Here is a 23,764-nt window from a genome sequence, read left to right as displayed (position 1 = left end):
CTCTTGTTATGACTAGGCCTGCCGCGCGATCTGTGCCGCCGTCTCGCGAAAGCAATTCTCCACGATCCGCGCGAAGAAGCGCCCCGTCTCCTTCGGCAGAATGCCAGCTTCCGCCTGGGCAACCTTGTATTCAAGGAGGCAGCCGGACTTGAACTTGGCAAGGATGGAGAACCATTCGAAGTCCCGGATATCCCTGCCGGTCCCCGCACAATAGTAGCGGGCGAGTTCCTGCTTGGTGGGCAGGTTCGCCGGGTTGTTCAACGCGATCGGGAATTCCTTGTACGGGTCCTCCTCGTCGCGAAGACCTCCCGTGAACCAGCCGAGATCGATCATCGGGTCGCCGATGGTCGACAACTCCCAATCGATCATCGCCGCGAGCCGGGCTGGTGGGCCGTGATGGAACATCATGTTGGGCGTTCCCACGTCGCCATGAATGATGCCGCGCACTTCGTCCGGGAGACGGGCGTAGCGGAGCCATTCCTCTGTTTCGGCGTAGCCTTCGAGTATGCGGCCCTCATACCCGTAGCGCTCCTTGTAAGACGCGAGTTGGCCAGCCCAGCGATTGACCTGCCGCTCCAGGAACTTGCCCGGTTTGCCGAAATCCCCCAGCCCAATCGCTTCATGATCGACATTCGCCAGAGCTATGAGTCCGTCGACGATGGCGAAGGGAATGCCATATTCGTAGGGCATCGCATTGAACGGCGGTTCATTGTGGATCTTCTCGTCCCGCAGATTTGGGGCCCATCCCGCCACCCTCTCCATGACGTAGAAGGGCGCGCCGACGACGGCCGTGTCCGCGCAGGAACCGTAGCAGTGGGGGTGGGGAACCTGCGTTGCCCCCAGGGCCGTGAGGACGCGCGCTTCGCGCAGAACGCCCTTCTCCGCCCCCGGCGGAGGAACGGCCGGAGGACGACGCATCACCATTGGCTTCTCCCCCCGGTCGAGGGTCAGCACCACGTTGGATGTGCCCCCGGAGAGAATCGACGTCCTGAGCGGCCCACGGCCGAGTTCGGGGACGTTCGCGTCCAACCAGTCGGTCAGCGGACCGATGGGCGCAAGTTGATCGAGGTCAGCTTCCATGGTCGTCTCCTCGGGGGTTGCCCGCAGTCCTGAGATGCGCCTCGATCTGTTTGCGCAGCCCGTTCAGTATCGCCGTTGCGTCGCTGACTTGCCCTTCATCCAGAGACGGCATCAACTCAGCCGCTATCGCATCGGCGCGGATGTCTATCCGCCTCTTGAGCTCGAGACCCTCGGCCGTCGGTCCCAGCAGCACCGCACGCTTGTGGTCGGGGTTCGCCACAGCTTCGATCAGTCCCGCCTGCCGCAGGGAATTGGCGGCGCGTTGCACAAGCTGGCGATCATAGCCCATGGAGCGGGCTATCTGGGCGACGGTGAGTGCGCGGTTGTTGGCCCGAGCCGCCTCAACCACCGAGTTGAGGACCATCTGCTCACTGTCGTTCAACCCGCAGCCCTTGCGCGCATCGGCAAAGACGCTGCGCAAGCGGCTGCTCAGGCGAAGTGTCTCGTCGACAAGAGGAACAAGCGGATGTCTGCTCATGACATGATCGTGTCAATTTGACATGATTGCGTCAATGCGAGCCGAATAACATCGCTCCGGTGGTATCCCATACCTTGCCTGACTTCGACTGTTCGGAAAGGGGACTCCTCTCGCCCTTCTTAAAAGCCGGGAACATCGCGTGCGTTGACGCGGTTCTGTGCGGGAGGAGATGCCCCATGCATGACAAGACCACCGCAAACCGAGCCGAAGCCGCGAAGACGAACGCAGCCTCTGCTCCTGTGCTGAACGGCGTCGACGCCCAGCGGGTGAACGAGCAGGAACTGCGTGAAGCCGTGGCCGGCAAGGAAGCGAAACCCTTTGCTCCGGACGGGGATGAAGTCTGGGCCACCGGCGCGGACGACAGCCAGCTTCCAGCCGAAGGCAAGGTGCCCGATCGCGATGCCTTACGTCGGAACGCCGGCCGAGAAGCCGCGAGCGGCGAACCGTCTTCGGAATGATCCATGCTGCCGGGCATACAAGATGAGGGGCGATCGATGATCGGAGCAGCCACACAAATTCCTGAGGATGTGATCCGATGAAATATCCGGTCGATCGCCTCGTCATCACTCCGCAGGACGTCGACCTTTCCCGCTCGCCGCTGGCGGGGCAGCTCGACGCCGAAACGTATGTTCTTGGCGCCTTCAACCCGGGATTGACCCGTCTGGCGAACGGCAACCTTCTTGCCATGGTCCGCATCGCAGAGGCCCTCCGTCACCCGGTGCGGAGCGGCCACGTGCATGCCATCCGCTGGGAATCCGACAGCGCAAGGGGCCGCTACGTGCTCGACGCCTGGCCGTTGGAATACGTTGACACCGCCGATCCGCGCAAGTTCATGCTGCGCGGAGGAGGGTGGCGCATCATGGCGCTGACATCGCTTTCATGGCTGCTTCCAGTGGAGCTTTCGCCGGACGGTCTGGAGATCGTTGCATTCCACTACGACCGTGCGATTGCGCCTGCGTACGACTTCCAGTGCTACGGAGTCGAGGATGCTCGCATCAGCCGGGTCGGCGACCGATATCTCATGACCACGTGTTCGGTCAGCCCGGAGCGGCACTCGACCACGCTCTACAGCTCCGAAGACGGCTTGGACTGGACATTCGAAGCGATCGTCCTGGATCACCAAAACAAGGACATGCTGATCTTCGAAGGCCTGATAGAGGGACAGTACTGGGCACAGACGCGGCCGCTGGGCGATCTGTACTTTGCCTACCCACCCGGGAGCGAGTGGCGGGCGGGTCCCTCCATCAACCTGGCGCATTCTCCCGATGCCCTGTTCTGGAAGCCCTGGCACAAGCCCGGCATTCGTCCGCACGCGGCGACCGTCGCAACGGCCCGCATGGGGGGCGGCACGCCGCCCATTCTCACGGACGAAGGATGGCTGACGCTGTGGCATGGCGTGGAGCCTAAAGAGGTGGTGGGCGTCTACCGCACCTACTGGTCCCTGCTCGACAAGAACGATCCCAGTTGCGTTCTTCGGACAGAGCACGAGCCGCTGCTGGAATCGGACGCCGAGCTGACCCGGCCGCTGGAGGACCTGATGTACCTGCGGGACGTCGTCTTCACCACCGGCATCGCGGACGCGGGGGATCACTATGTGGTCGCTTCCGGGGAGGCCGATCTGGCCTGCCGGATCACTCACATACCAAAGAGCCGATTCGCCGGCTGAACCTGCGGTTTCGATCCGGCAGGTCCGTGACGGGGAAGCGGCCGCTTCCTTCTGCGCGGAATTCGTTGGCACAGGCGTCTCGCTCCTGTGTCGCCAAGAGAAAATCCTATCCATCCGGTGCCCGAAGGGACTCTTTGCGCTACCTTTCGAGCCGCCGGGATGGTACAAGGAGCCATTGTGAGCACCGCCATCCCCCATTTCTACCCTGTTGGAATCGATGCTGAAGACATCGACTTCATGGGGCATGTCAACAACGCAAGCTACCTCAAGTGGGTACAGGCTGCCGTCCTCGATCACTGGCGCGCCCTTGCCCCGTCTGACGCTGTCGCCCGGCACCTCTGGGTGGCGCTCAAGCATGAGATAACCTATCGCCGCCCGGCCTTCATCGACGACGATGTGATCGCTACCGTGCTCCTCGAAAAGGTGCAGGGGGCCCGCGCATTCTACGAAACGGTCATCCGCCGCGGCGAAGAAGTGCTGGCGGAGGTGAAATCAAGCTGGTGCTGCATCGATGCAGACACCCGCCGCCCGGCAAGACTCGCCCGCGATACGATCCAGCGTTTCTTCCAGACGGGCCAGACTGAACCGGCCTGAAGTCGCCACCGGCTGCCGTGGCTGACGAAGCGCGCCGCTCGCAAGCTGGCTCCATTCGTTATCCCAGGAGCCTGCCTTTTCGGAACGGGTTTTGAACCAAAGCGTTGATCTTCCGTAGCTAGACGGGAGAAAGGCGATGCACCTATGGCCGAAAATGCTGCTGGGGACATCCTGCGCCGCTGTCCTGGGACTTGTCGCCTCCAGCCTTGTTCCCACCCGGATGACCGGCCTGGATGAGAGTCCGCTTGATGCTTATGGCATCACCCTCGCACTCACGGGGACGGAAGCGGATGCCGCACCCGAGCCCGTGATCGACGCCGACGTCGCTTCGGGTCCGCCTTACTGGCTTTTCGGCGCGAATGCGAAGGCTGAGGAGGCCGACTATGCCTCTTTCGATGAGCAACTGGCCTTCAGTGACGAGGAAAACCCGTTGCGCCCAGCCACCCACATGATCGGCAACCGTCCCGTGGAGATGGTTGCAGAGGCTGCGGAAGATGCGGCCGCCGATGTGCAGCAGGCCGAATTTGCCGAGCCAGCGGTGATCGGTCCCGCCGTGCTTGTCACCGCGCCCGTTCAGAAGCCTCCGGTCATCATCCTGACACCGCCGCCGACGATCCGCTGACCGGGGGCGGGTGGGACCCGCACTTGTGCAACGTCAGGCGGGAACCGCTTCCGCACAGACCTTCCTGCGTAGCTCTTCTTCGCTGATTATGGTCAGCGGACGCCCCATTTCCTGCAGTTCCTTCGCCCGCCGATAGAGCCGGCTTGTTCCGACCCAGCGGCCATATGGCTGTGCCGTCGCGATCACCAGGATCGTGGTCGTGCTACCGGCGGAGCGTACGACCCGCCCGCCCCTGGACGCAATGAAGGCGGCCAGTCTGCCATCGGCTTCTTCTCCAAGGATGACCACCCGCTCACCCTTCAGCGGCCCTTCGTCTGCCGGCGCCGGTGGCTTGGCGCGCGGGGGCGTGGAGTTCGCCAACCATCCCTGCAGGCCGATCCCTGTATGCTCGATGGCCTTGATGATCACCCACCCTGCGGCGCGCGCGTCGCTGAGCGCGTCGTGGTGCCGGTGCTCGATGCCCAGAAAGCGGGAGAGGACGTTCAGCTTGTGGTTGGCCAGCTGCGGCCAGGCCTGCTTGGCGACCCTGACGCTGTCCAGCCATCGCGCGGCGATCGGCGCGTGGTCCCCAAGACGGCAGGCTGCGGCCAACGCGCCCTTGTCGAACCACGAGTGAGCCACTGTAACGCGGTTACCGAGGTATCCGTCTATCACACCATGGATATCGCCGAAGGTGGGCTTCCCGGCTACATGATCCGGCCTGATCCCATGTATCCCGACGTTGAACGGCGCGAACTCGTCGCGCGGATCCACCAGCGTCTCATAAGCGAAGACCTCCTGCCCGTCCTTGAACCCTACGATGCCGATCTGGCAGATGCTGCTGACCCGGGCGCAGGCGGTTTCCACGTCGACGACCACGAAATCGAGGTTGTCCAAGGATGACCGGGAGTCGTGTGGCTCGAACTTCGGGGAGCATGGGGAGATCGTCATTTCGTGGACATAGCAGACAGATAGGGGCCTCACCACTTTCCCTGTCCTCAGCACGGCTCTAGGGAAAGGACATGAACCGAATCCGTCTGTTGAGCGCCTGCATCCTGGCAGCGCTTCCTGCCGCCATGTGCTTCCCAGCCCTTGCTGCCACCGCCGAACGGAGTGCTCCCGCCGTGTCCTCTACGGATCTGACCTTTGAGCGCGTCTTTGCCAGCCCTTCGCTGGACGGGCCGATGCCGCGCGCCGTGCGCGTTTCACCGGACGGGCGTTACATCACGCTGCTGCGCAATCGCGAGACCGACAAGGACCGCTACGATCTCTGGGCTTTCGACAGAACCGCGCGCGAATGGCGCATGCTCGTCGATTCGCTGAAGCTCGGTTCAGGGCGCGAGTTGAGCGAAGCGGAAAAGATGCAGCGTGAACGCCAGCGGGTCGGCAGCCTGAAAGGTATCATCGCCTACGACTGGACCGAGAACAGCAAGGCCGTGATGGTGCCGCTGGATGGCGACCTGTATCTGGCAGATGTCGACGGCAGTGTCCGCCGCCTGACGAACTCCGCCGAAGACGAACTCAATGCCGCTCTCAGCCCAAAAGGAACTTCGGTGTCGTTCGTCCGGGACGGCCGCCTCTGGGTCGGACCGCTTACGGGCGAGAGCCATAGGCCCATCACGCCCGAGGAAACGTCTCCGACCGTGCACTGGGGCGAGGCCGAGTTCGTGGCCCAGGAGGAAATGGGCCGCATGACGGGGTACTGGTGGTCACCTGACGATGCCTGGATCGCGGTGGAGCGCTACGACGAGGCCGACGTGGGCGTCGTCACCCGCACCGCTATTGGCGCGGAAGGCACCCGCACATACCAGCAGCGCTACCCTGCGGCGGGCACACCCAACGCAGTGGTTTCCCTTCACGTCATGAAGCCCGACGGCAGCCATCGGGTGGATGTGGATCTCGGCACGGACCGCGACATCTACGTCGCCCGCGTCGACTGGGCGCGCGACGGCAAGACCCTCTACGTGCAGCGCCAGAACCGCGAGCAGACCCGGCTGGACATGCTGGCGGTCGATCCGCAGACTGGCCGCAGCCGGGTTCTTTTCACGGAGACCGCCTCGAAGGGCAGCTGGACCAATCTAACGGACAACTACCGGTTCCTGTCCGACGGAAGCCTGCTCTGGTGGTCCGAGCGGGATGGCTATGGCCATCTGTATCACTTCCGCGAGGGCAAGTGGAAACAGATCACGTCCGGGAAGTGGGTCGTCACCAAGCTTGTTTCCGTCGATGAAAAGACCGGACGGGTTCTGTTCGTCGGCAATCGAGACGATGTGCTGGCGCCTCAGCTCTACGCGGTCAACCTGGCCAAGCCCGGAACACCGCAGAGATTAACCGAGATGGGCTGGTCAAACGCTGCCTCCGCCAGCCGTGACGGCGCCACTCTGCTCGTTACCCGCTCCTCCCCGACCCAGCCCTCGCAAACCTACATCGCGGACAAGGAAGGCGAGCGCCTTGCCTGGGTCGAAGAAAACAGGCTGGACGCAGACCACCCCTACGCCCCCTATGTCGCAAGCCACCGCCCCACGACGTTCGGCACGATCAAGGCTGCCGATGGCTCCGACCTGCACTGGATGATGGTGACGCCGCCGCTTAAGCCGGGCACGCGCTATCCGGTGTTCTTCGAGCACTACGGCGGGCCGCACGTCCAGACGGTCAGCCGGGCGTGGGATGGTGCCCTGCCGCAGGCAATCGTCGACAGAGGCTACGTCTACTTCGCCATAGACAACCGCGGCAGCGCCAATCGCGGCGTGGCGTTCGAATCGCAGATCCGCGAAGCGATGGGATCGGTTGAAGTCGAGGACCAGAAAAGCGGCGCCAACTATCTCAAGACGCTCGACTTCGTAGATCCCGACAAGATCGCGACTTACGGTTGGTCCTACGGCGGATACATGACGCTCAAGATGCTGCAGGCGGACCCCGGCCTTTATGCTGCGGGCATCTCCGGTGCTCCGGTCACGAAGTGGGAACTTTACGACACCCATTACACCGAACGCTACATGGGCGACCCGCGCCGCGTCCCGGGCGCCTATCGAAAGGCCAACACACTCGAGAACGCCGGCAAGGTCACGGACCCCTTGCTGCTCATCCACGGCATGTCCGACGACAACGTCGTTCTCGACAACAGCACGACTTTGGTCGCGAAGATGCAGGCCGAGGCCACCCCGTTCGAGATGATGCTCTATCCGGGTCAGACGCACGCGGTTCGCGGCCCACGCATAAGTGTGCATCTGTGGACCTCGATCTTCAACTTCCTCGAACGGAACGGCGTCACGCCGCCGAAATGAACTTTGGTAAGGGATGGGCCGGAGCGTTTGCCACACGTCCGGCCCATCTGCCAAAGCGCATCACTGATTTCTCCAAGAAATCAGGCCCTGCCCCGTCCGGCCAACCTTCTCGAAAATGCAGGGCCGCCACCCCTTTTGACCCTCGGGTCCATCCCTATGGTGGAGTCGTGAAGCTGAACTGACCGCTCTAGCCTGAGACGAACTCAGGAAGGTTGGCAGCAAGCGATGGCAGGACGGGCACCTCTCCAGGCTCTTATGGTCATAAACTCGCTTGCCGGCGGGGGGGCGGAGCGTGTGTTTTCCACTCTCGTCCGCCAGTTGCACAGCCAGTCGCAAGAACTTTCCATCACGGTGGTCCTGCTCGACGAGGAGCCCCACGAGGCTTACACCCTCCCCGATGGTGTCAGCGTGGTGCGCCTCGATACCAAGGGCGGCATCGTCCGCAGTATCGCGGGGCTGTACAAGCTGGTACGCCGCCTGAGACCCGATATCGCCCTTTCGTTCCTGTCGCGGGCCAACATCGCGACGATCGTTGCGATGCAGGCGGTCGGCCGGCCGGCGATCGTCAGTGAGCGCGTCCACACGAGCGCGCATCTGGCGACGAGCCGGCTGGCATTCATCAGCCGTTTCCTGATCCGCAACTGCTATCCCCGGGCGCAGCAGGTTATCGCCGTATCCCAAGGGGTGGCTGATGGGCTGGAGGAAGAGTTCGCCGTCAGCCGTGCAAGAACCTGCGTGATCTACAACCCGGTGGACGTCGCAGGAATACGCGAGCTTGCAGCGCAGGAACCGGAGATCGCGGTGTCCTCCGATGACTTCGTCACGATGGGCCGCCTCGTTCCCAACAAGAACACGGCGATGGCCATTCGCGCGCTCTCCCGCTCCGGCATGGCGGGCAGGCTGCTGGTCCTTGGCGAAGGTCCGCTTCGCGCGGAGTTGGAAGCGTTGGCTCAGGAACTGGGTCTAGGCCCGCGTGTCCACTTCGTGGGGTTCGTGGCCAACCCGCACGCCATACTCGCCCGCGCCGGAGGGTATCTGCTGACCTCCAACGCCGAGGGTTTTCCGAACGCAATGGTCGAAGCGATGGCGACCGGTCTGCCGGTGATCGCCACCGACTGCCCCTCCGGACCTGCCGAGATACTGGGTGTCGAACTTGACTATGGCGACGTGGCGTGGGGCCGGGGCGGCGTGCTCGTGGCAATGAGCGACGACGCGGCGATGGCCAGATGCATGGACCGGTTCCTTGATCCGGGCGTGCGTGAGAAGGTTTCCCGGGAGGCTTCGGACAGGGTGGAGGCCTTCTCGATGGAACATGCCGTCGAGATGTTCCGCCGGCGCATTGTTTCAACGGCACTGGGCGGTCGCGAGGAGGCCTGCGCATGAAGGTCTTCGTCACCGGTCTTCGCGGCATCCCCGGCGTCATGGGCGGCGTCGAGACCCATTGCGAGGAACTGCTGCCGCGCCTGGCCCGGATCAATCCCGACATACGCATCGAAGTTTGCTGCCGCGCGGCCTACGTCGACCCTGCTCTCCGCAGCTTCCGCGGCGTCGGTCTGGCTCCTCTCTATGCCCCGGACACCACCTCCTCCGAGGCTCTCGTCTCCACCTTGATCGGTGTCCTTCACGCGTGGCGCCGAGGGGCAGAAGCGCTGCATATCCATGCCGTGGGGCCGGCACTCCTCGCGCCTCTGGCCAAGGTCTTGGGGATGCGCGTACTGCTTACGCACCATGGCGCGGATTACGACCGGGCGAAATGGGGTGCGCTAGCCCGCCGCATGCTGGTCCTTGGAGAGAAGATGGGAATGCGTTTCGCGGATCGCATCATCTGCGTCTCTCCCTCGCTCGCGCAAAGAATGCAGCAGCGCTACCCTTTCGCCGCGCAAAAGACGGTCTTCATCCCCAACGGCGTCAGCCCGCCCGACCCGCCCGACCGTCCGGCAGCCGAGGTGCTGCGGGAGCTTCAGCTGCAGCCCGGAAGGTTCGTTCTTTGCGTCGCCCGACTGGTGCCGGAGAAAGGGCTCGATTACCTGATCGAGGCATTCCGCAGGAGCGGCGACGAACGAACGCTTGTCATCGCCGGAGCCGGAAAGAAGGGAGACGCTTTCGCGGACCGTCTGCTCAAGGAAGCTGCCCCGGACGTGCGGATGCTTGGCATGCAGACACGCTCGACCCTGGGCGTCCTCTATCGCAACGCCTCATTGTTCGTGCTCCCCTCGTTCCACGAGGGCCTTCCCATAGCGGCGCTGGAGGCGCTTTCCTGCAACTGCCCGGTGCTGCTGAGCGACATTCAGCCCAACCTCGACCTGGACCTGCCGGAGCAGTGCTATTTCCCGGTAGGCGATGTCGAGGAACTGGCGGCACGACTAGGGGATCATGATCCCACGCGTGAGCATGCGGAGGCCGACATCCCTGCCATTCTGATGGGTTGGGACGAAGTGGCGACGCTGACCGCCTCCTGCTACCGTGAAATGGTCCCGCTTCAGGCCTGCGCCACGCGTCTTCGCAATGCCGGCTGACCTCCCGCTCCTCCTGCCCTGCAACCAAGACGACAGACCCAGCGCATGCTTGCTCTGACCGACGGCAGCCCGCCTCTTCCACTTTTCCTCGTCCTGCCGGTATTGCTGGGCTACGCTGTCCTTGTCGTCTTTCTCTGCGTTCGCGTCAGCGCTTCCACATCGTTCCTGGTGTCCGCTTTCGCCCTTCGCCTGGCCATGTCCTCGCAACCGGAATTTTCTTTCGCCGCCTCGCCGGCAGGTCTCAGCTGGAACGCGCTGGTTTCGGTCGCCCTCGTCGCCATCGGAAGTCAGGTTTTGTTGCGTAGCCGTGCGGTACCGCTGGTGCTTGTTCCGCTCGTGCCGCTCGCCTTTCTTGTCGCCATCAGCGCAGCCCTTAACGGAGAAGCGGCGGGAGGCGTGGAGACGCTCGTTAAGTACGCGTATTTCGCGATGATCGCCCTCGCCGCCTATGACGCCTTTCGAGCTGATGGCTACGCGGCCGTGCTGTCGCGCCTGCTTTCAACCTTTTCCCTGCCGCTCACGATGCAGTGCGCCAGTCTGGTCCTGGGCATCAGCAAGGCGAACGAAAGCGATGGATCGGCTTCGTACATCGGCGGCTACAATCATGAGGCCAGTTTTTCGATAATCCTCCTGACGGCGCTCCTCACAGCCATGCTGCACCCGGGATTGAAGGGACGGTACAAGATCCTCGTGGGCGCCATCACCATCTCCGGCATAGCGGCAGCGAATTACAGGACCGCAATCCTGGCGGCAGCCCCTCTGCTGATCGGTCTCCTGATCAGTGCCGCCGCGGCCGCCGTGCCGCCCCGGCAACGCGGTGTTGCCGGGATCCTGATCGTTCTGGCGATGCTGGCGGCGGTCCCTGTTATCCCCGTCATCGCCGGCGAAAGGTTCGAGGCCATCGCCACCCTGGCGGCCAATCCGGAGATCGTGAACAAATCTCCGGACGACTTTCAGGAGGCGGACCGGGAAATGATGTCGGGCCGGCTGTTTCTCTGGAGTCAGTACATCGACGCGTGGCAGCAGGGTGGAAGCCGACAGCACCTGATCGGCTTCGGAGCAAACGCGTGGGAGGGCCGCTATCGATACTATGCGCATAATACGCTGGTATCGACGCTGTACGAGTTAGGCGCGCTTGGCGTGATGGCGATGCTGCTTCTGTGGTCTTGGATGCTGGCCCTCGCGCTGTCTGCCGCAAGAGGCCATCGGCTGACGCTCGTGACCGCTCACCTCGGCTTCTTCGTTCTGAACATGGCAACGATGCCGATCTGGATGATCGAAGGCCTTCTCTTCTACGGCCTTCTGTGCGGCTTCACCATTCACGCCTGGCTGGACCGGAGCCGTGTCGCGCCGGGCCCGTCGCGGAATGAAGGTCGGCCCGTCAGCGTATTTCACTAAAACGGGCAAGGCCGGACCGCATCACCTTCGTAAGTCACGACAAAGCACGGGATAGGGCGCATGAACAGGTTCTACGCTTCGACGGCCTCGCTCCTTCTTTGCGGAACGATTGCGGCGGGTATCGCACTGACGCGGTCGCAATCGCCATCGGCAGCCTTCGCGCAAGGCACCTCGTCCTCGTTCCGGATGCCGGCAATAGCCCCGCCTCAGGCGAACACCTCCGACTGCAGGACGCGCCAGACGATCCGCGCCACCGCAGGCGCGGCGCCGGTGAAGGGCCTGTGCGTTGCCGCTGGCACAATGCTGGTCAATGCCCGCAACGTCACGGGTTTTGTCCTCTCCGATGTCGTCGCGCGGGGCTACGGCCCTCTCCTGCGCGGCGACACCGTTCCAGACCTGCAGGTTGTGCGCGTCAGCGCCACGGCGGCGCGCGCCGACCCCGTCCTGGGGCTCGGCCTCGTCAATGTCAGCAATGGCATCGGAAAAGCCGTCTTCCGGGATCTGGTCTGGATCGGTGACCCGGCCTCACCTGCCGTGAACGATGCGGATGCCTGGGCGGCGATCGCCCTCAAGGGCAAGGATGCCAACGACACCGGAACCTTCGAAATCCGCAACTTCGACTTTCGCAACCTCACCATGGCGAAGGGAAGCAATTACCAGAACGTCGACGGCATATCGACCGAAGGCGGCTATTCAGGGCTCATTGCCGACGGCAGCGTATCGAACGCAAGCGATGCCTGCCTTGACATCAAGGGTGCCGTCAGGGTGGACAACGTACGGCTGGAGGGATGCCGTGAGGGTATGAAGATCTGGAGCGACCAGAAGCACGGTCTCATCGAACTGGGGACCAACAGCTTCGTCGGCATCATCGGCAAGGGTAGCCGCAATCAGCGACGACGGATCGAGATCGACGTGCTGATCGCGACCGGTAACCCGAAGGTGCCCCTGTTCCGCGCAGAGGATGGTCCCGTCACTCTGCATATCCGGCGTCTGGTCGCAAGCAGTAGCCAGATTCTCAACAGCACCAGCAGCTACGCTGGATCGGATGTGACGGTCGACCAACGGGTAAACAACTGATCGCCGTTAATCTTCAGGCCCGCTGACGACCGATCTCGCCTGCCTTCAATTCCGAATTACCCCGTGTTTCTGATGGATCGATAGGCTGTTCCGGCGGCACAGTAACCCCGCCTCTTCCAGGGAGCGTGCGCTTTTGAACCTCGGTGTCCAACACTTCGAAGCCCAGCAGCCTTACGAAGCCAAGCCCTCTCCTACGGGACAGGCGCATGGCGGCGGTGAGAAGTTCATCGATCTCGCTTGGCTGACAGCGCTGATCTGGCGTCACAAGTGGCTCATGCTCGGGCTTGTGGGGGGTATCGTCGCGCTGACGATGATCGCTTACCTGTTTGCCGAAAAGGTTTACGAAGCCAACGTCATTCTGGCGCTGGACCGCAGTGAACAGCAGATCGTCCGCACGGCACAGACCAACCGCGACAACGTCATAGACTCGCCGGCAGTGGACACCGAAGTCCAGGTACTCCTGTCGCCGGAAATCGCGCGCAACGCCGTCATCCGCAGCCGGCTGAACACGGACGCCGCGTTCCTGAAGGCAAAAGTGCCCGACACGACGGCCCCGCTTAGCGTCGAGGCCGCAACCAACCTTGTGCGCTCCGGCCTGAAGGTGGAACGCAAGGGGCTCTCCTACGCCATCAATCTAAGATACAAGTCGAACGATCCCGAAGTTTCGGCCATGGTGGCGAACGCTGTCGCTGACGCCTACGTCGGCGGGCAAGTCCAGGCGGCGCAGACAGCGCGAGGGTCTGATATCCAGATGCTGCGCTCGCGCCTGGACCAGTTGCGGGGCGACGTGCTGAGGGCCGAAGCAGCAGTTGCGCAGTACCGCGCCCGCGCCGACCTTGTCAGCATCAGCGACGACGACACCATCGCCCAGCAGGAGCTTTCCACGCTCAACACCGAACTGGCGGCTGCAAAGGCCGACTTGGCGGCCGCGCAGGGCCGGGCGAGCGCGAACGCCGGTGAGAACGGTTCGGTCGTGAACTCCAGTCCTGTCATCTCCGATCTGCGTCGGCAGGTCGCAACGCTGGAGCAGAAACTGGCGGAACAGACCTCCTCCCTCGGCCCTGCACATCCGGACCGTGTCCGAACCGAAGCCAACCTCGCGGCAGCCCGCACCGCCCTCCAGCGCGAAGTTGCGCGTGCCAGTTCCGGCGTCGGGCAGGATGTACGCGTGGCAAGCCAGCGCGTTGGAGCGATACAGGGCGCCATCGGCGGCGCGCGGGGAAGGCTGCTTGCAGGGAACAACGCTTCGGTACGGCTCGCCGAACTTGAGCGTGTGGCGGAAAGTTCGCGCCAGCTCTACCAAACGTTCCTGGATCGTTATCGCGTCCAGCTGGCGACGCGAGGGACAGAGAAAAGCAAGGCGGACATCATCTCACGCGCGCAGACGCCCCGCCTGCCCTCCTCGCCAGACATCCTGGTCTATATGATCGGCGGGCTTGCCATCGGCATCGTCGCCGCCGTGGGTCTCGCTCTGGCGCTGGAATGGCGGGAGAACGGCATCCGGACACGCACCGAGGCGGAGGAGTTCACGGGTCTGAAGGTCATCAGCAGCCTTCCCGACATCGCCACAATGGACGAGCCCGACTTCCGCAAGGGAGAGCCACTGTCGGTGCCCGACTTCCTGGCCACGCACCGGGAATCGCCTTTTGCTGAAACGGTTCGGTCGATCTGGACGGCGCTGCGGATAGGACAGAAGGGGCAGCTTGCTAAGACGGTGGGGCTGACCTCATCCATCCCCGACGAAGGCAAGACCAGCACCGCAATGGCCCTGGTGCGATCGGCTGCCCTGGCGGGGCGGCGTACCCTCCTCATCGATTGCGACCTGCGGCGCATGGGAACGACGCATGCCTTCGGCCTCGGAGAAGGGCCCGGTCTGGTCGAGGTCCTTTCCGGCCTGTCCACTCTCAAGGAGGCCGTGGTCGTCGATCAATCCTCCGGCGCTCATGTCCTGCCGCTTAACACGACGAACAGCAACAACTTCGATATCGTCCAGTCGGACATGACGGCCGCGCTGCTGGATCACTGCAAGGCTTTCTACGATCTCATCGTGCTCGACATCGCCCCGGCCATCCCGGTCGCGGAAGCTCGGGCGGTCGCGGCCATGGCGGATGTCGTCCTCCTGGTGGTGCGGTGGCGCACGACGCCAAAGCCTTTGCTGAAGACGGCCCTTCGCGAACTGCACCGCGCGGATGCCAACATCTTCGGGCTGGTGCTTACCCAGGTCGACGCCCGATCCGCAGCCGTCCTCGGAGAAGACATGGCGTACTATCAGTACTACTACGCGCGCGACAAGGCACCGCTGCCCGTCTAAATTTCCGGGGCCTTCCCGCAGTCTTCCACGCTTCGGACGCGAAAGATGGTCTCGGTCAAGGGCGAGGTCGTCATCTCCAGCATGAGTGGCGCGGAGTCGACAAGCTTCGCAACGAGGTCAGATCGCAGGCACAGGTCGATTTCGACGCGATCGTCATAGATCCGCCCGGACCCGATGATCGAGTCTTCCTCGAAGTGGGTGCCCGGAGGACTGAGGAACACCTTTGCCTCGGTCCCTTCTCGAAGCAAGGGGCTGGGGCCATCATCATCGGCAACCACGCCACGGAATTCCGACGCTGTGACGCACTTTACGCGTATTCTCAAGCAGCCCGACGCCATTTACGATCCCCCATTTTCCTGGGGCATACAGCGCAAGCCAGGTCGACCGCAATCGTCTTGCCGTGTGGTGAACGGACTGGACCTCAAGCGCTCTTAGGGTGGCGTTACCTGCGGGTGCCATGAGGATCTAGTCGACGCCTCCGGAAAGCATTCGCTTGAACGCGGCGGCTCTCGCCGCACGTCGGCCTATCGCTCGATCATCCGGATGGCCATGAAGGCTTCGGCTGCACGCAGGAAGACCGCCGAGCCGCGCAAGCGCGCCAGAGCTTCGATCGTGAGAAGCGAGCGCTCGTCCGGAAAGGCCTTGACCTGTGTTTCGAACAGAGAAAACGCCTCCAACTTGCGTTCGAGCGTCGACTGTATGTCGATAAAGACGTTGGGAACAAAGGCGGGGGTCGTGGGCGCAGCGTACCAGTTTGTTTCCGACAACGTCTCGTAGGCAAGGATCCGCGCGGGTGCCTTTGGACTGCGAGGACGCGCCGCGACCATCGAGGCGAGGAAGGTCAACTGGTGATCCTGGTGAACGTCCCCGAGGAACGGGATCAGCAGAGTATCCGGGTTGACGTCGTTCACGAGGTTGATCAGCGCTCCGTTGAGCTCGGCGGCTGCCACGGTGTCCAGCGCTGCAGCCGGTAAATCGAGGCGGTGCGTGGCATGAACGCCGATCAACGCATGCGCGCGGCGTGCTTCGTCCTGCACGCGAGCGACCCCTTCGGCGGGAAAGGCAGGCTCGCGCCCGAGGGTGACGATGGCCACATGGACCTCGTGACCCGCTCCTGTGAGCCGGGCCATCGTGCCGCCGCAGCCAAGTATCTCGTCATCGGGATGTGGCGCTATGACAAGCACGCGCCCGAAATGTTCAAGACCCATGCCTCAACCGCGCCCAAGGATGCTGTGGATGGCGGGTGAGCGCCCATCCTCGAAAGTCCAGTCCGTGATCTCCAGAAGACCGTCGCCTGTTTGCACGACAAGACTGTCTCCGATTTTCGCTACGATCTGGCCCGGCATGGCGTGATGACGTTCCGTACCGCTCACGAGCCGCGTCCCACTCACCGTCAGGTGACGCGACCCGAGGGTGGTGAAGGCGCCGGGGTACGGACTTCCGACTGCGCGAACCAAGCGGTGGATTGAAGTGGCACTTTCCTGCCAGTCGATCCGCCCGTCGGCAGGTGTGCGCTTCGTCGCCCAGGTGGCGAACCGATCGTCCTGCGGTGTGCGGGGCTGCTGCCCGCTGGCCAGCTTGGGAAGTACCTCCCGCAGCAGCGCGCCAAGTGCATCCATGTGCTTGTCGTACAGGGATTGCGCCGTTTCGTCCCGCGCCACATGGAAATAGCGTTGCGCCAGGATGTCGCCATCGTCGGTGCCCTCGCCTATCCAGAACAGGCTGGAGGCGGAAATGGGCTCATCCAGGAGAATGGTCCAGGGGATCGCCGCCCGCCCCCGCAGTCGCGGCAGGGGTGCCGGGTGGTAACCGATGGAGCCTCTCGCCGCGATGTTCAGGAACTCGGCGTTCACGATCTGTGACCAGCCCACGACGAAGACGTAATCGGGCTGGGCAGCCCTCACGGCCGACAGTGTTGCAGCATCGTTCGTGCGCGCCACATAAAGCAGTTCCGCTCCCGCCGCAGCGGCGTGCGGCGCCAGATCCACAATGTCAGAATGGCGGCCATGCAGTTCGGGGGGCAGAGTCACCACGAGCGGTACCTGCCAGCCTTCGGCCCTCGACAGCTCCGCGAGAAGGATTTCCGTGCTTCCCACGGCACCGACCACGGCAGCGCGCAACAATGCCGTGGCTTGCTCGGTCGAACGTTCAATATCCGCGATCGGCATGCTCTATCCCGCGATCGGATGTACAGTGGTTTCAGCCTTCGCAAGGCCGGCCGGACAGGCGCCTGCCGCACCCGGAGAGGCTTCCCGATCGTTTGCCGGCTGCCCGGGATCGATCACCTGCGGCTTCCAGGTTTCCACGAGGAGATCCATTTCGTCGAGAAGCTGCCGATTGACCTTCCGCACGTCGTACGTGGCTTCGGCGATGGCTCTTGATCGCGCCCCCATGGCCCCGATGAGTTCGGGATTGTCGATGAAGCGTTGCATGGCGATCGCAAGGGCATCCACATCACGCGGCGGCACCAGGAACCCGTTTTCACCTTCTGTCACCGGTTCGCGGCACCCTGGCGTGTCTGTGGTCACGATCGGTCGCCCGCACGACATCGCCTCGATGATCGTGCGTGGCAGGCCTTCACGGTAGTAGGAGGGCAGCACGAAGACCGAGCAGCCGGCGAGATAGGGTCTCACATCCGTGGTGCCGGGAACGAACCTGACGGGGTACTCCGCCGCAAGCTTGAGGCATTCCGCCTCGTCGATGCCGGTGGGGTTTGCCCGTTCGTAGTGGCCGAGCACCATGAACTCGCAGGTAGGATGATGCCGGCTGATCCGGCGCGCCGCTTCCAGAAACTCGTACACGCCCTTGTCGCGCATGAGCCGGCCCACGAAAAGGAAACGGATGACCGTCCGTGGCAGCGGAACATGGGGAAAGTGTGCGAGGTCGACCCCTGACCCGGGTACCTGTACCACGCGATGGGAGGCGTTCACGATCCCGAAGTCGAGCATGTCCTGGCGGTCGTCGGCATTGAACACGAAGATCGCACGCGTGCGTCGCACAGCTTCCCGATAGAGGAACGAGACCGCCTTGCGCAGCAGCTGTCGCTTGTCGTTATGCGGGCTGTAGACGTAGCCGAGGCCGGACATGAGCGCGAAGAACCGACGACCACCGACAAGACGCGCCGCCAACCCGCCGTAGATGATCGGCTTCTGCGTGTAAGCGAGGATCAGGTCCGGCTTCTCATACATGATCAGCCGGGCGTATCGATAGAGTGACGCCACATCGTGTATCGGGTTGGTGCCGGTTCTCTGCATCGGCACCACGCGAAAACCGATACCGGAACTCTTGAGTTCCTGTGCGACAGCGTCGTTGTGGTCAGGCGCGACGGCCAGAACGGTGTGGCCATTCGCGATCATTTCACGCAGCAACGCGCCCCGGAAATTGGTAAGCGAATAGGCCAGGCTCGAAAGTACCAGGATCTTCATGAGACGGCGTAGCCTTGGCTGCGATGAACGAGCGACCGCTGCATGCCGGAGCCGGGGGGTGAACGAGGAATGCAGAGGTCTGAAGAGATCATGCGTCCGCACGCGCGAAGAGCAAAGGATCATAACGGCTGATAGCCCTTGGAGATCATGCACTCCAATTAAGAACCGGCGCTTCGAATTGTCGCTAAGACCTATGAAGTATCCGGATGAGCGAGAGGATGCGCCGTCTCCTAGGAGAACGGGCGTGGCAATTCGGGCTGATAACACATGCTCAGGTGCGCCGGGGGCAAGGCCGCCGTAAACGGTGCGTTACGACTGCCGCGACGGCAGTCTGATGTATTCCGCCGCTTTGCGAAGGTCGCCTCAATGGACCAGATCGTCTCCGGGAGCCGGCTCCCCTTTGCCACCGGCGCAATGCGCAACCGCCTTGTGAGCGTTCGAAAGATCGGCCCCAGGCGTGCAATCTCCGCCAGCGCTCAGTTCAGCCTGCGGCGCATGATCCGCAGCCTGACACTCATGTCGGTCGATTTCGCGGCTCTTTGCGCAACTCTCGTCATGGCCTTTTCGGTCGTTGGACGCACCGATTTCCCCGACAGCGAAATCGATACGCTTGCCGTCATGATCTTCTCCGCCACCGTCGTCATGATCTTTCTGGGCACGGGACTCTATCGACGCAGCTGGCGCTTCTTCAGCTTCACGCACGCCGTACAGCTTTCCGCGCTTTCCCTGCCCAGCTTCGCGCTGGGCTGGGCGATCCTGTTTCTCTTCCCGGGCGTGCAGCAGGAGCGCGGGTTATGGGCGGAGATCGGCCTGGCCCAGTGGCTGCTCGGCCTTGCCGCGCTGATGTTCATGCGGGGCGTGCGCCGGGTCATCCGCGAGCGGGTGAACAGTCCGGCGCCGGTCAACCGCTTCGATCCGCGTATACAACACCTGCGGCGCGCTATCCTTGTCGGGTCACCGGACTGGGTGCTTTCGGTGATCCAGATGGTTCGGCGCGAGACCACTCCCACACTCGCGATCACCGGCATTCTGCTTCCCACCGTTGATGGCACTCTTCTGCAGATCGCCGATGTGCCCGTGCTGGGCAGCCACGACGACGTGCTGCAGGCCGTGGACGTCCTCGACAGGGAAGACCTGCGCCCGTCCCTCATCATCGCATGTGACGATGGCAACGACCTCAGCAATCGCGAGATGGCACGTCTGGCATCGCGCGCCCGTGGACTGAACATCGAACTGTCGCGGGTGCGCGAGTGCTGGAGCCACATCCTCCAGCGCAACCGGAGCGTCCAGCTTGAGGAACTCTCAGTCAAGGACCTGCTGGGTCGCAACGAACTGACGCTCGAAGGCGAGCAGATCACCAGCCAGATCGCCGGTAAATGCGTTCTGGTGACCGGGGCTGGCGGCACCATCGGCGGTGAACTGTGCTGGCAGCTGGCCAGCTTCCGCCCCTCCCGCCTCGTCCTGCTGGAGCAGAGCGAATTCCACCTCTACGCGATCGAGATGAAGCTGCGCGAGGTCTATCCCGACCTCGATATCCAGCCCGAGCTGTGCAACATCCGGCAGCGCAACGAAGTGCGACGGGTCTTTGAAAAGCACCGTCCGGTGATCGTCTACCACGCGGCGGCGCTGAAGCATGTGCCCATCGTGGAAACGAACCCCTGTGCGGGGGTACACACCAACATCATCGGCACCCGGATCGTCGCGGATGCGGTCTGCGAGTTTTCCGCCAAGGCCATGGTGCAGGTGTCGACCGACAAGGCGGTCAACCCCGTAGGCATGATGGGCGCGACCAAGCGCGTGGGCGAACTCTATAGCCAGGCCCTCGACATGTGCGGGGTCGACGATGCGGACGCCCCGCGGTTCATGACGGTGCGCTTCGGCAATGTGCTCGGATCGAGCGGATCCATCGTGCCGCTCTTCCATCGTCAGTTGCGTGAGGGCAAGTCCCTGACGGTCACGCATCCGGATATCGAGCGGTTCTTCATGACCGTGCGGGAGGCCGTGCAGCTCATCCTCCAGAGCAGTTCCACCGTCCTCAGCGAGGACTCACGTCGCGGCACGATCCTCGTGCTGGATATGGGCAAGCCCATCCGCATCGTCGACTTGGCTTACAGGATGATCCGGCTCTACGGCCTGCAGCCGGAGATCGACGTGCCGGTCGAGTTCGTGGGGCTGCGACCCGGCGAGAAGCTCTACGAGGAGCTGTTCGATATCTGCGAGGAGCAGGTTCCCTCCGCGATCAAGGGCATCTTCGAAGCGCAATCGAAGCCGATACCGCTTCCCTACATCACCCATAGTATCGATCGGCTAAGCCGTGCCGTCGAGCTGGGCGACCACGCGGAGGCTCGTCGCATCACTCACACTCTGGTCAAGATACCGAGTGGAGCCGCCTTGCTGACACCGGTCGAAAACGATCTGCCCGTGCTGTCGGGCCGCAATGGGGAGCCTGTAAACGTATGAATGCTCTGTCCATCGAGAAGATCGAGAGCACCATCGCGCTCATCGAACCCGCAGCACGGCAGGTCCGAAGCCGATGGCCCTGTCACGAAGCCGACGAGATCGAGGCCGTGTGCGAGGTGCTGCAGTCAGGTAGGGTGAACGCGCTCGTTCACGGCACGCATAACATAGCGTTCGCGGCCGAGTTCGCCGACTACGTCGGTATGCCGCACGGCCTGTGCATCGCGAACGGCACCCTCACGCTGGAAGTCGCCTTGCGCGCTCTGGGAATCGGCCCCGGCGACGAGGTGATCGTGCCGGCGCGCAGCTTTTTCGCCTCAGCGAGCTGCGTACTTGCGGTGGGGGCGCTCCCGGTCTTCGCCGACGTGGCAGCCGACAGTCAGAACATCGATCCCGTGTCTGTCGAACGGATGATCGGGCCGCGCACCAGGGCCGTCCTGTGCGTGCACCTTGCCGGGTGGCCCTGCGACATGGATGCCATGGTTGCCCTCTGCCGGGATCATGGGCTTCTCCTGCTTGAAGACTGTGCGCAGGCACACGGCGCGACATGGAAAGGCCGCCGGGTCGGTTCCTTCGGCGCCGCTTCTTCCTTCTCTTTCTGCACGGACAAGATCATGTCCACGGGCGGTGAAGGAGGGGTTCTCCTGCTTCGCGACCAGATGACTTGGGAGGTTGCCTGGTCGATCAAGGATCACGGCAAATCTCACGCGATGATTGCGCCGCAGTCACCGCCATCCGGAGCGTTCCGCTACATCCACGACCTTGCCGGGTCCAATTACCGCATGACCGAGATGCAGGCAGCCATCGGGCGTCGGCAGCTCACGAAGCTTCCCGGATGGCTGGACATACGCCGTCGCAACGCACGCATACTTCTGGATGCGTGGAAGGACCTGGACGGGCTTCTCCTGCCCCGGCTGTCTCCCGACGAGGGGCATGCGTGGTACAAGTTCTACGTCCAGCTTGCTGCTGAAGGGCGCGAGCCGGCCGCGGAGCGGGAGCGAATCCTTCAAAGACTGCTGGCTCGCGGAATTCCCGCCGGGACGGGCTCCTGCCCGGACATGAGCCAGGAAAAGGCCTTCACTCACCTGCCGGTGCGCCGTGATGGCGACTTGCCGAGGGCGCGCGCGCTTGGGCGGCGAACCCTCATGTTCCCCGTCGATCACACCATGGAGACTTCCGACATGAATTACATCGCAGAAGCCGTCCGGGAGGCGTTTGCGGAATGAGCGGTCGGGATTGGTATCCAAGCTTCATCGTCATCGGAGCCGTCAAGGCTGCCACTACCTGGATACAAATGCGGCTTCAGGAGAATCCACGGATCTTTCTGCCGGACTGCGAGCCCCATTTTTTCAGCGCCGGGTTCGAAAGAGGCGAGGAGCACTACCGCACCTTCTTCGAAACTCGGCCCTCCAGCGTGGAGATCGTCGGCGAGAAGTCTGCTGACTACCTTGCGCACCCGCTGGCGGCCCAGCGTGTGGCCAAGATGCTGCCGGACGTGCGGCTGGTCTTGCAACTGCGCAATCCGGTGGAGCGGGCTTATTCCGACTACAAGATGTTCTATCGCCGAGGGACGATTTCCGGCCCGCCCGAGGAGTATCTGTCACGGCCGGACTCGTCCGTCCCCCGATTTCTGGAAGACGGCCTCTATGCGCGTCACTTGCGGCGCTGGCTCGACCTGTTCCCTCGTGAGAACATACTCGTCTATCTCTACGAAGACGTAGACAGGCGACCGGAAGAGATCGTGCATTCGGTCTCTCGCCACATCGGCGTGGAACCCGTCTACGCGCCCGAGCGCGTAAGCCAGCGCGAGAACAACAGCCGGGCGGCAATCCTGCCTCTGCCTCTGCGCAGGGCGCTCGCCCCCTTGAAGGGTGTCGTGCGCCCCTTGCGCGGGAACCCTCTTTTCGAGGGAACGCGTTCGTTGATGGCGCGCGAAATCGCCTACCCTCCTCTGTCTCCGGCTCTGCGCCAGCACCTGATCGATTTCTACGCCCGGGATGTGGAGCAACTTGCATCCTTGTGCGATCTCGACCTGACTTCCTGGAATTTGAGTGGCCTTCAAAAGGTGCACTCCATCACGGCGGCGCCGTCTAGCACGTCGTCGCCCATTCTCGCGCGGAGAGGTAGTGCCGCCAACTCGCGCGAGAGAACCGGATAATCCTTAATTCCCAAGGATTTTCGGAGCTTTACCGCCTACCCTCGTCAAACCGTTGTGAGCGCCCGGAACCAGGGCGCCTATCTCTTCAGGGGAGCGCACCATGCCCTTCAAAAGTCCTGTCTTGGCGCCCGTTCGCGCAGCCATGCTCGCCGCCACCGCCGGAGCCATGCTCCTGGGCGGCTGCGGATCGCCCACCAAGTCGATGCCAGCTCTCTCGGCAGCTCCCGCCGGCGCGTACCGGGTGAACGCTGGTGACAAGCTGCGCATCGTCATTCAGGATCTGGCCGCCGCGAACGGCGAATACACCGTGGAGGACAGCGGCATGATCTCGCTGCCCTACGTCAAGCAGATCGCTGTGGGCGGGATGACGTACCGCGAGATCGAGCAGAGCCTCGCGACCACCCTGCTGCGTCAGGGCATCATGACGGGTGATCCCGTCGTCAACGTCGCCCCTGTCCAGTTGCGCCCGTTCTACATCGTGGGTGAGGTGAACAAGCCCGGTGAGTTCGAATTTCGCCAGGGCATGACCGTACTTTCGGCGCTCTCCGCAGCCGGCGGATATACATACCGGGCAAGCACCGGCGCCGTTTCGATAACTCGGACGGTGAACGGTGCTCCCATGACAGCCCGGGCCGACGAACACACCCCGATCCTGCCTGGTGATCAGATCCGCGTCTACGAACGGTGGTTCTGATCGATGCAGGTTCGCGCCCTTCTCC

21 protein-coding genes are annotated in these 23,764 nt (G+C 63.2%); 14 read left to right on the top strand and 7 right to left on the bottom strand.

Annotated features, from left to right (window positions below):
- Positions 1-12 precede the first annotated feature (12 nt).
- Both QOL62_RS11380 and QOL62_RS11375 read right to left on the bottom strand, forming a co-directional pair.
- Positions 13-1,080: a phosphotransferase family protein gene (locus tag QOL62_RS11380; RefSeq protein WP_283406315.1), complete on the bottom strand. Its 1,068-nt coding sequence runs from the start codon at positions 1,078-1,080 to the stop codon at positions 13-15.
- The gene (locus QOL62_RS11375; protein ID WP_103730851.1) at positions 1,070-1,558 is read right to left on the bottom strand and encodes a MarR family winged helix-turn-helix transcriptional regulator; all 489 of its coding nucleotides are present in this window, start codon (positions 1,556-1,558) and stop codon (positions 1,070-1,072) included. Before QOL62_RS11375 ends, QOL62_RS11380 begins: the two co-directional genes overlap by 11 nt.
- 176 nt (positions 1,559-1,734) lie before the next feature.
- On the opposite strand from QOL62_RS11375, the gene QOL62_RS11370 reads away from it, so the two are divergent.
- The 4 genes from QOL62_RS11370 to QOL62_RS11355 all read left to right on the top strand — a co-directional run bounded on the left by QOL62_RS11370 (position 1,735) and on the right by QOL62_RS11355 (position 4,440).
- Positions 1,735-2,016, top strand: coding sequence for a Clp protease/crotonase-like domain-containing protein (locus tag QOL62_RS11370; RefSeq protein ID WP_283406314.1), 282 nt, complete (start codon positions 1,735-1,737; stop codon positions 2,014-2,016).
- 77 nt (positions 2,017-2,093) lie between these two features.
- Positions 2,094-3,224: a glycoside hydrolase family 130 protein gene (locus QOL62_RS11365; RefSeq protein WP_283406313.1), complete on the top strand. Its 1,131-nt coding sequence runs from the start codon at positions 2,094-2,096 to the stop codon at positions 3,222-3,224.
- 177 nt (positions 3,225-3,401) lie between these two features.
- Positions 3,402-3,818, top strand: a complete 417-nt coding sequence (locus tag QOL62_RS11360; RefSeq protein WP_103730848.1) for an acyl-CoA thioesterase — start codon at positions 3,402-3,404, stop codon at positions 3,816-3,818.
- A 136-nt stretch (positions 3,819-3,954) separates the two neighbouring features.
- Positions 3,955-4,440 carry a hypothetical protein gene (locus QOL62_RS11355; protein WP_283406312.1) on the top strand — a complete coding sequence of 162 codons (486 nt, stop codon included), beginning with the start codon at positions 3,955-3,957 and terminating at the stop codon, positions 4,438-4,440.
- Positions 4,441-4,473: 33 nt separating this feature from the next.
- Here QOL62_RS11355 and QOL62_RS11350 read toward each other — a convergent pair whose 3' ends face one another.
- Entirely contained in the window at positions 4,474-5,316 is an 843-nt protein-coding gene (locus QOL62_RS11350; RefSeq protein ID WP_283406311.1) for an exonuclease domain-containing protein, read from the bottom strand.
- 125 nt (positions 5,317-5,441) lie between these two features.
- On the opposite strand from QOL62_RS11350, the gene QOL62_RS11345 reads away from it, so the two are divergent.
- The 6 genes from QOL62_RS11345 to QOL62_RS11320 all read left to right on the top strand — a co-directional run bounded on the left by QOL62_RS11345 (position 5,442) and on the right by QOL62_RS11320 (position 15,005).
- Positions 5,442-7,703: a S9 family peptidase gene (locus QOL62_RS11345; protein WP_283406310.1), complete on the top strand. Its 2,262-nt coding sequence runs from the start codon at positions 5,442-5,444 to the stop codon at positions 7,701-7,703.
- Between the two features lie 225 nt (positions 7,704-7,928).
- Entirely contained in the window at positions 7,929-9,086 is a 1,158-nt protein-coding gene (locus QOL62_RS11340) for a glycosyltransferase (protein ID WP_283406309.1), read from the top strand.
- Positions 9,083-10,219 carry a glycosyltransferase family 4 protein gene (locus QOL62_RS11335; RefSeq protein ID WP_283406308.1) on the top strand — a complete coding sequence of 379 codons (1,137 nt, stop codon included), beginning with the start codon at positions 9,083-9,085 and terminating at the stop codon, positions 10,217-10,219. The genes QOL62_RS11340 and QOL62_RS11335 overlap by 4 nt, the downstream gene beginning before the upstream one ends.
- A gap of 45 nt (positions 10,220-10,264) precedes the next feature.
- Positions 10,265-11,617, top strand: a complete 1,353-nt coding sequence (locus QOL62_RS11330; protein ID WP_283406307.1) for an O-antigen ligase family protein — start codon at positions 10,265-10,267, stop codon at positions 11,615-11,617.
- 60 nt (positions 11,618-11,677) lie between these two features.
- A complete protein-coding gene (locus QOL62_RS11325; protein ID WP_283406306.1) occupies positions 11,678-12,694 on the top strand; it encodes a hypothetical protein in 1,017 nt (338 codons plus the stop codon).
- A gap of 133 nt (positions 12,695-12,827) precedes the next feature.
- Entirely contained in the window at positions 12,828-15,005 is a 2,178-nt protein-coding gene (locus QOL62_RS11320) for a GumC family protein (protein ID WP_283406305.1), read from the top strand.
- Here QOL62_RS11320 and QOL62_RS11315 read toward each other — a convergent pair.
- The 4 genes from QOL62_RS11315 to QOL62_RS11300 form a co-directional block, all read right to left on the bottom strand.
- Entirely contained in the window at positions 15,002-15,283 is a 282-nt protein-coding gene (locus QOL62_RS11315; protein ID WP_283406304.1) for a hypothetical protein, read from the bottom strand. The two genes, QOL62_RS11320 and QOL62_RS11315, sit on opposite strands and share 4 nt — an antisense overlap.
- Positions 15,284-15,529: 246 nt before the next feature.
- The gene (locus QOL62_RS11310) at positions 15,530-16,213 is read right to left on the bottom strand and encodes a PIG-L deacetylase family protein (RefSeq protein ID WP_103730838.1); all 684 of its coding nucleotides are present in this window, start codon (positions 16,211-16,213) and stop codon (positions 15,530-15,532) included.
- A 3-nt stretch (positions 16,214-16,216) separates the two neighbouring features.
- On the bottom strand, positions 16,217-17,173 hold the full coding sequence (locus tag QOL62_RS11305; protein WP_283406303.1) for a methionyl-tRNA formyltransferase: 957 nt from the start codon (positions 17,171-17,173) through the stop codon (positions 16,217-16,219).
- Between the two features lie 3 nt (positions 17,174-17,176).
- Positions 17,177-18,430 carry a glycosyltransferase family 4 protein gene (locus QOL62_RS11300; RefSeq protein ID WP_283406302.1) on the bottom strand — a complete coding sequence of 418 codons (1,254 nt, stop codon included), beginning with the start codon at positions 18,428-18,430 and terminating at the stop codon, positions 17,177-17,179.
- Positions 18,431-18,796: 366 nt separating this feature from the next.
- Here QOL62_RS11300 and QOL62_RS11295 point away from each other — a divergent pair, with 366 nt between their 5' ends.
- From QOL62_RS11295 to QOL62_RS11280, 4 genes are all read left to right on the top strand, one after another.
- Positions 18,797-20,890: a polysaccharide biosynthesis protein gene (locus tag QOL62_RS11295; protein ID WP_158250730.1), complete on the top strand. Its 2,094-nt coding sequence runs from the start codon at positions 18,797-18,799 to the stop codon at positions 20,888-20,890.
- Positions 20,887-22,113: a DegT/DnrJ/EryC1/StrS family aminotransferase gene (locus tag QOL62_RS11290; protein WP_283406301.1), complete on the top strand. Its 1,227-nt coding sequence runs from the start codon at positions 20,887-20,889 to the stop codon at positions 22,111-22,113. The genes QOL62_RS11295 and QOL62_RS11290 overlap by 4 nt, the downstream gene beginning before the upstream one ends.
- Positions 22,110-23,045, top strand: coding sequence for a sulfotransferase domain-containing protein (locus tag QOL62_RS11285; protein WP_283406300.1), 936 nt, complete (start codon positions 22,110-22,112; stop codon positions 23,043-23,045). Before QOL62_RS11290 ends, QOL62_RS11285 begins: the two co-directional genes overlap by 4 nt.
- A 142-nt stretch (positions 23,046-23,187) precedes the next feature.
- Positions 23,188-23,739, top strand: coding sequence for a polysaccharide biosynthesis/export family protein (locus QOL62_RS11280; protein ID WP_233204173.1), 552 nt, complete (start codon positions 23,188-23,190; stop codon positions 23,737-23,739).
- Positions 23,740-23,764 lie beyond the last annotated feature (25 nt).

Origin of the sequence: Novosphingobium panipatense (assembly GCF_900182875.1) — a bacterium.
Classification (GTDB): Bacteria; Pseudomonadota; Alphaproteobacteria; order Sphingomonadales; family Sphingomonadaceae; genus Novosphingobium; species Novosphingobium panipatense.
This window is presented reverse-complemented; position numbering and strand designations above follow the sequence as displayed.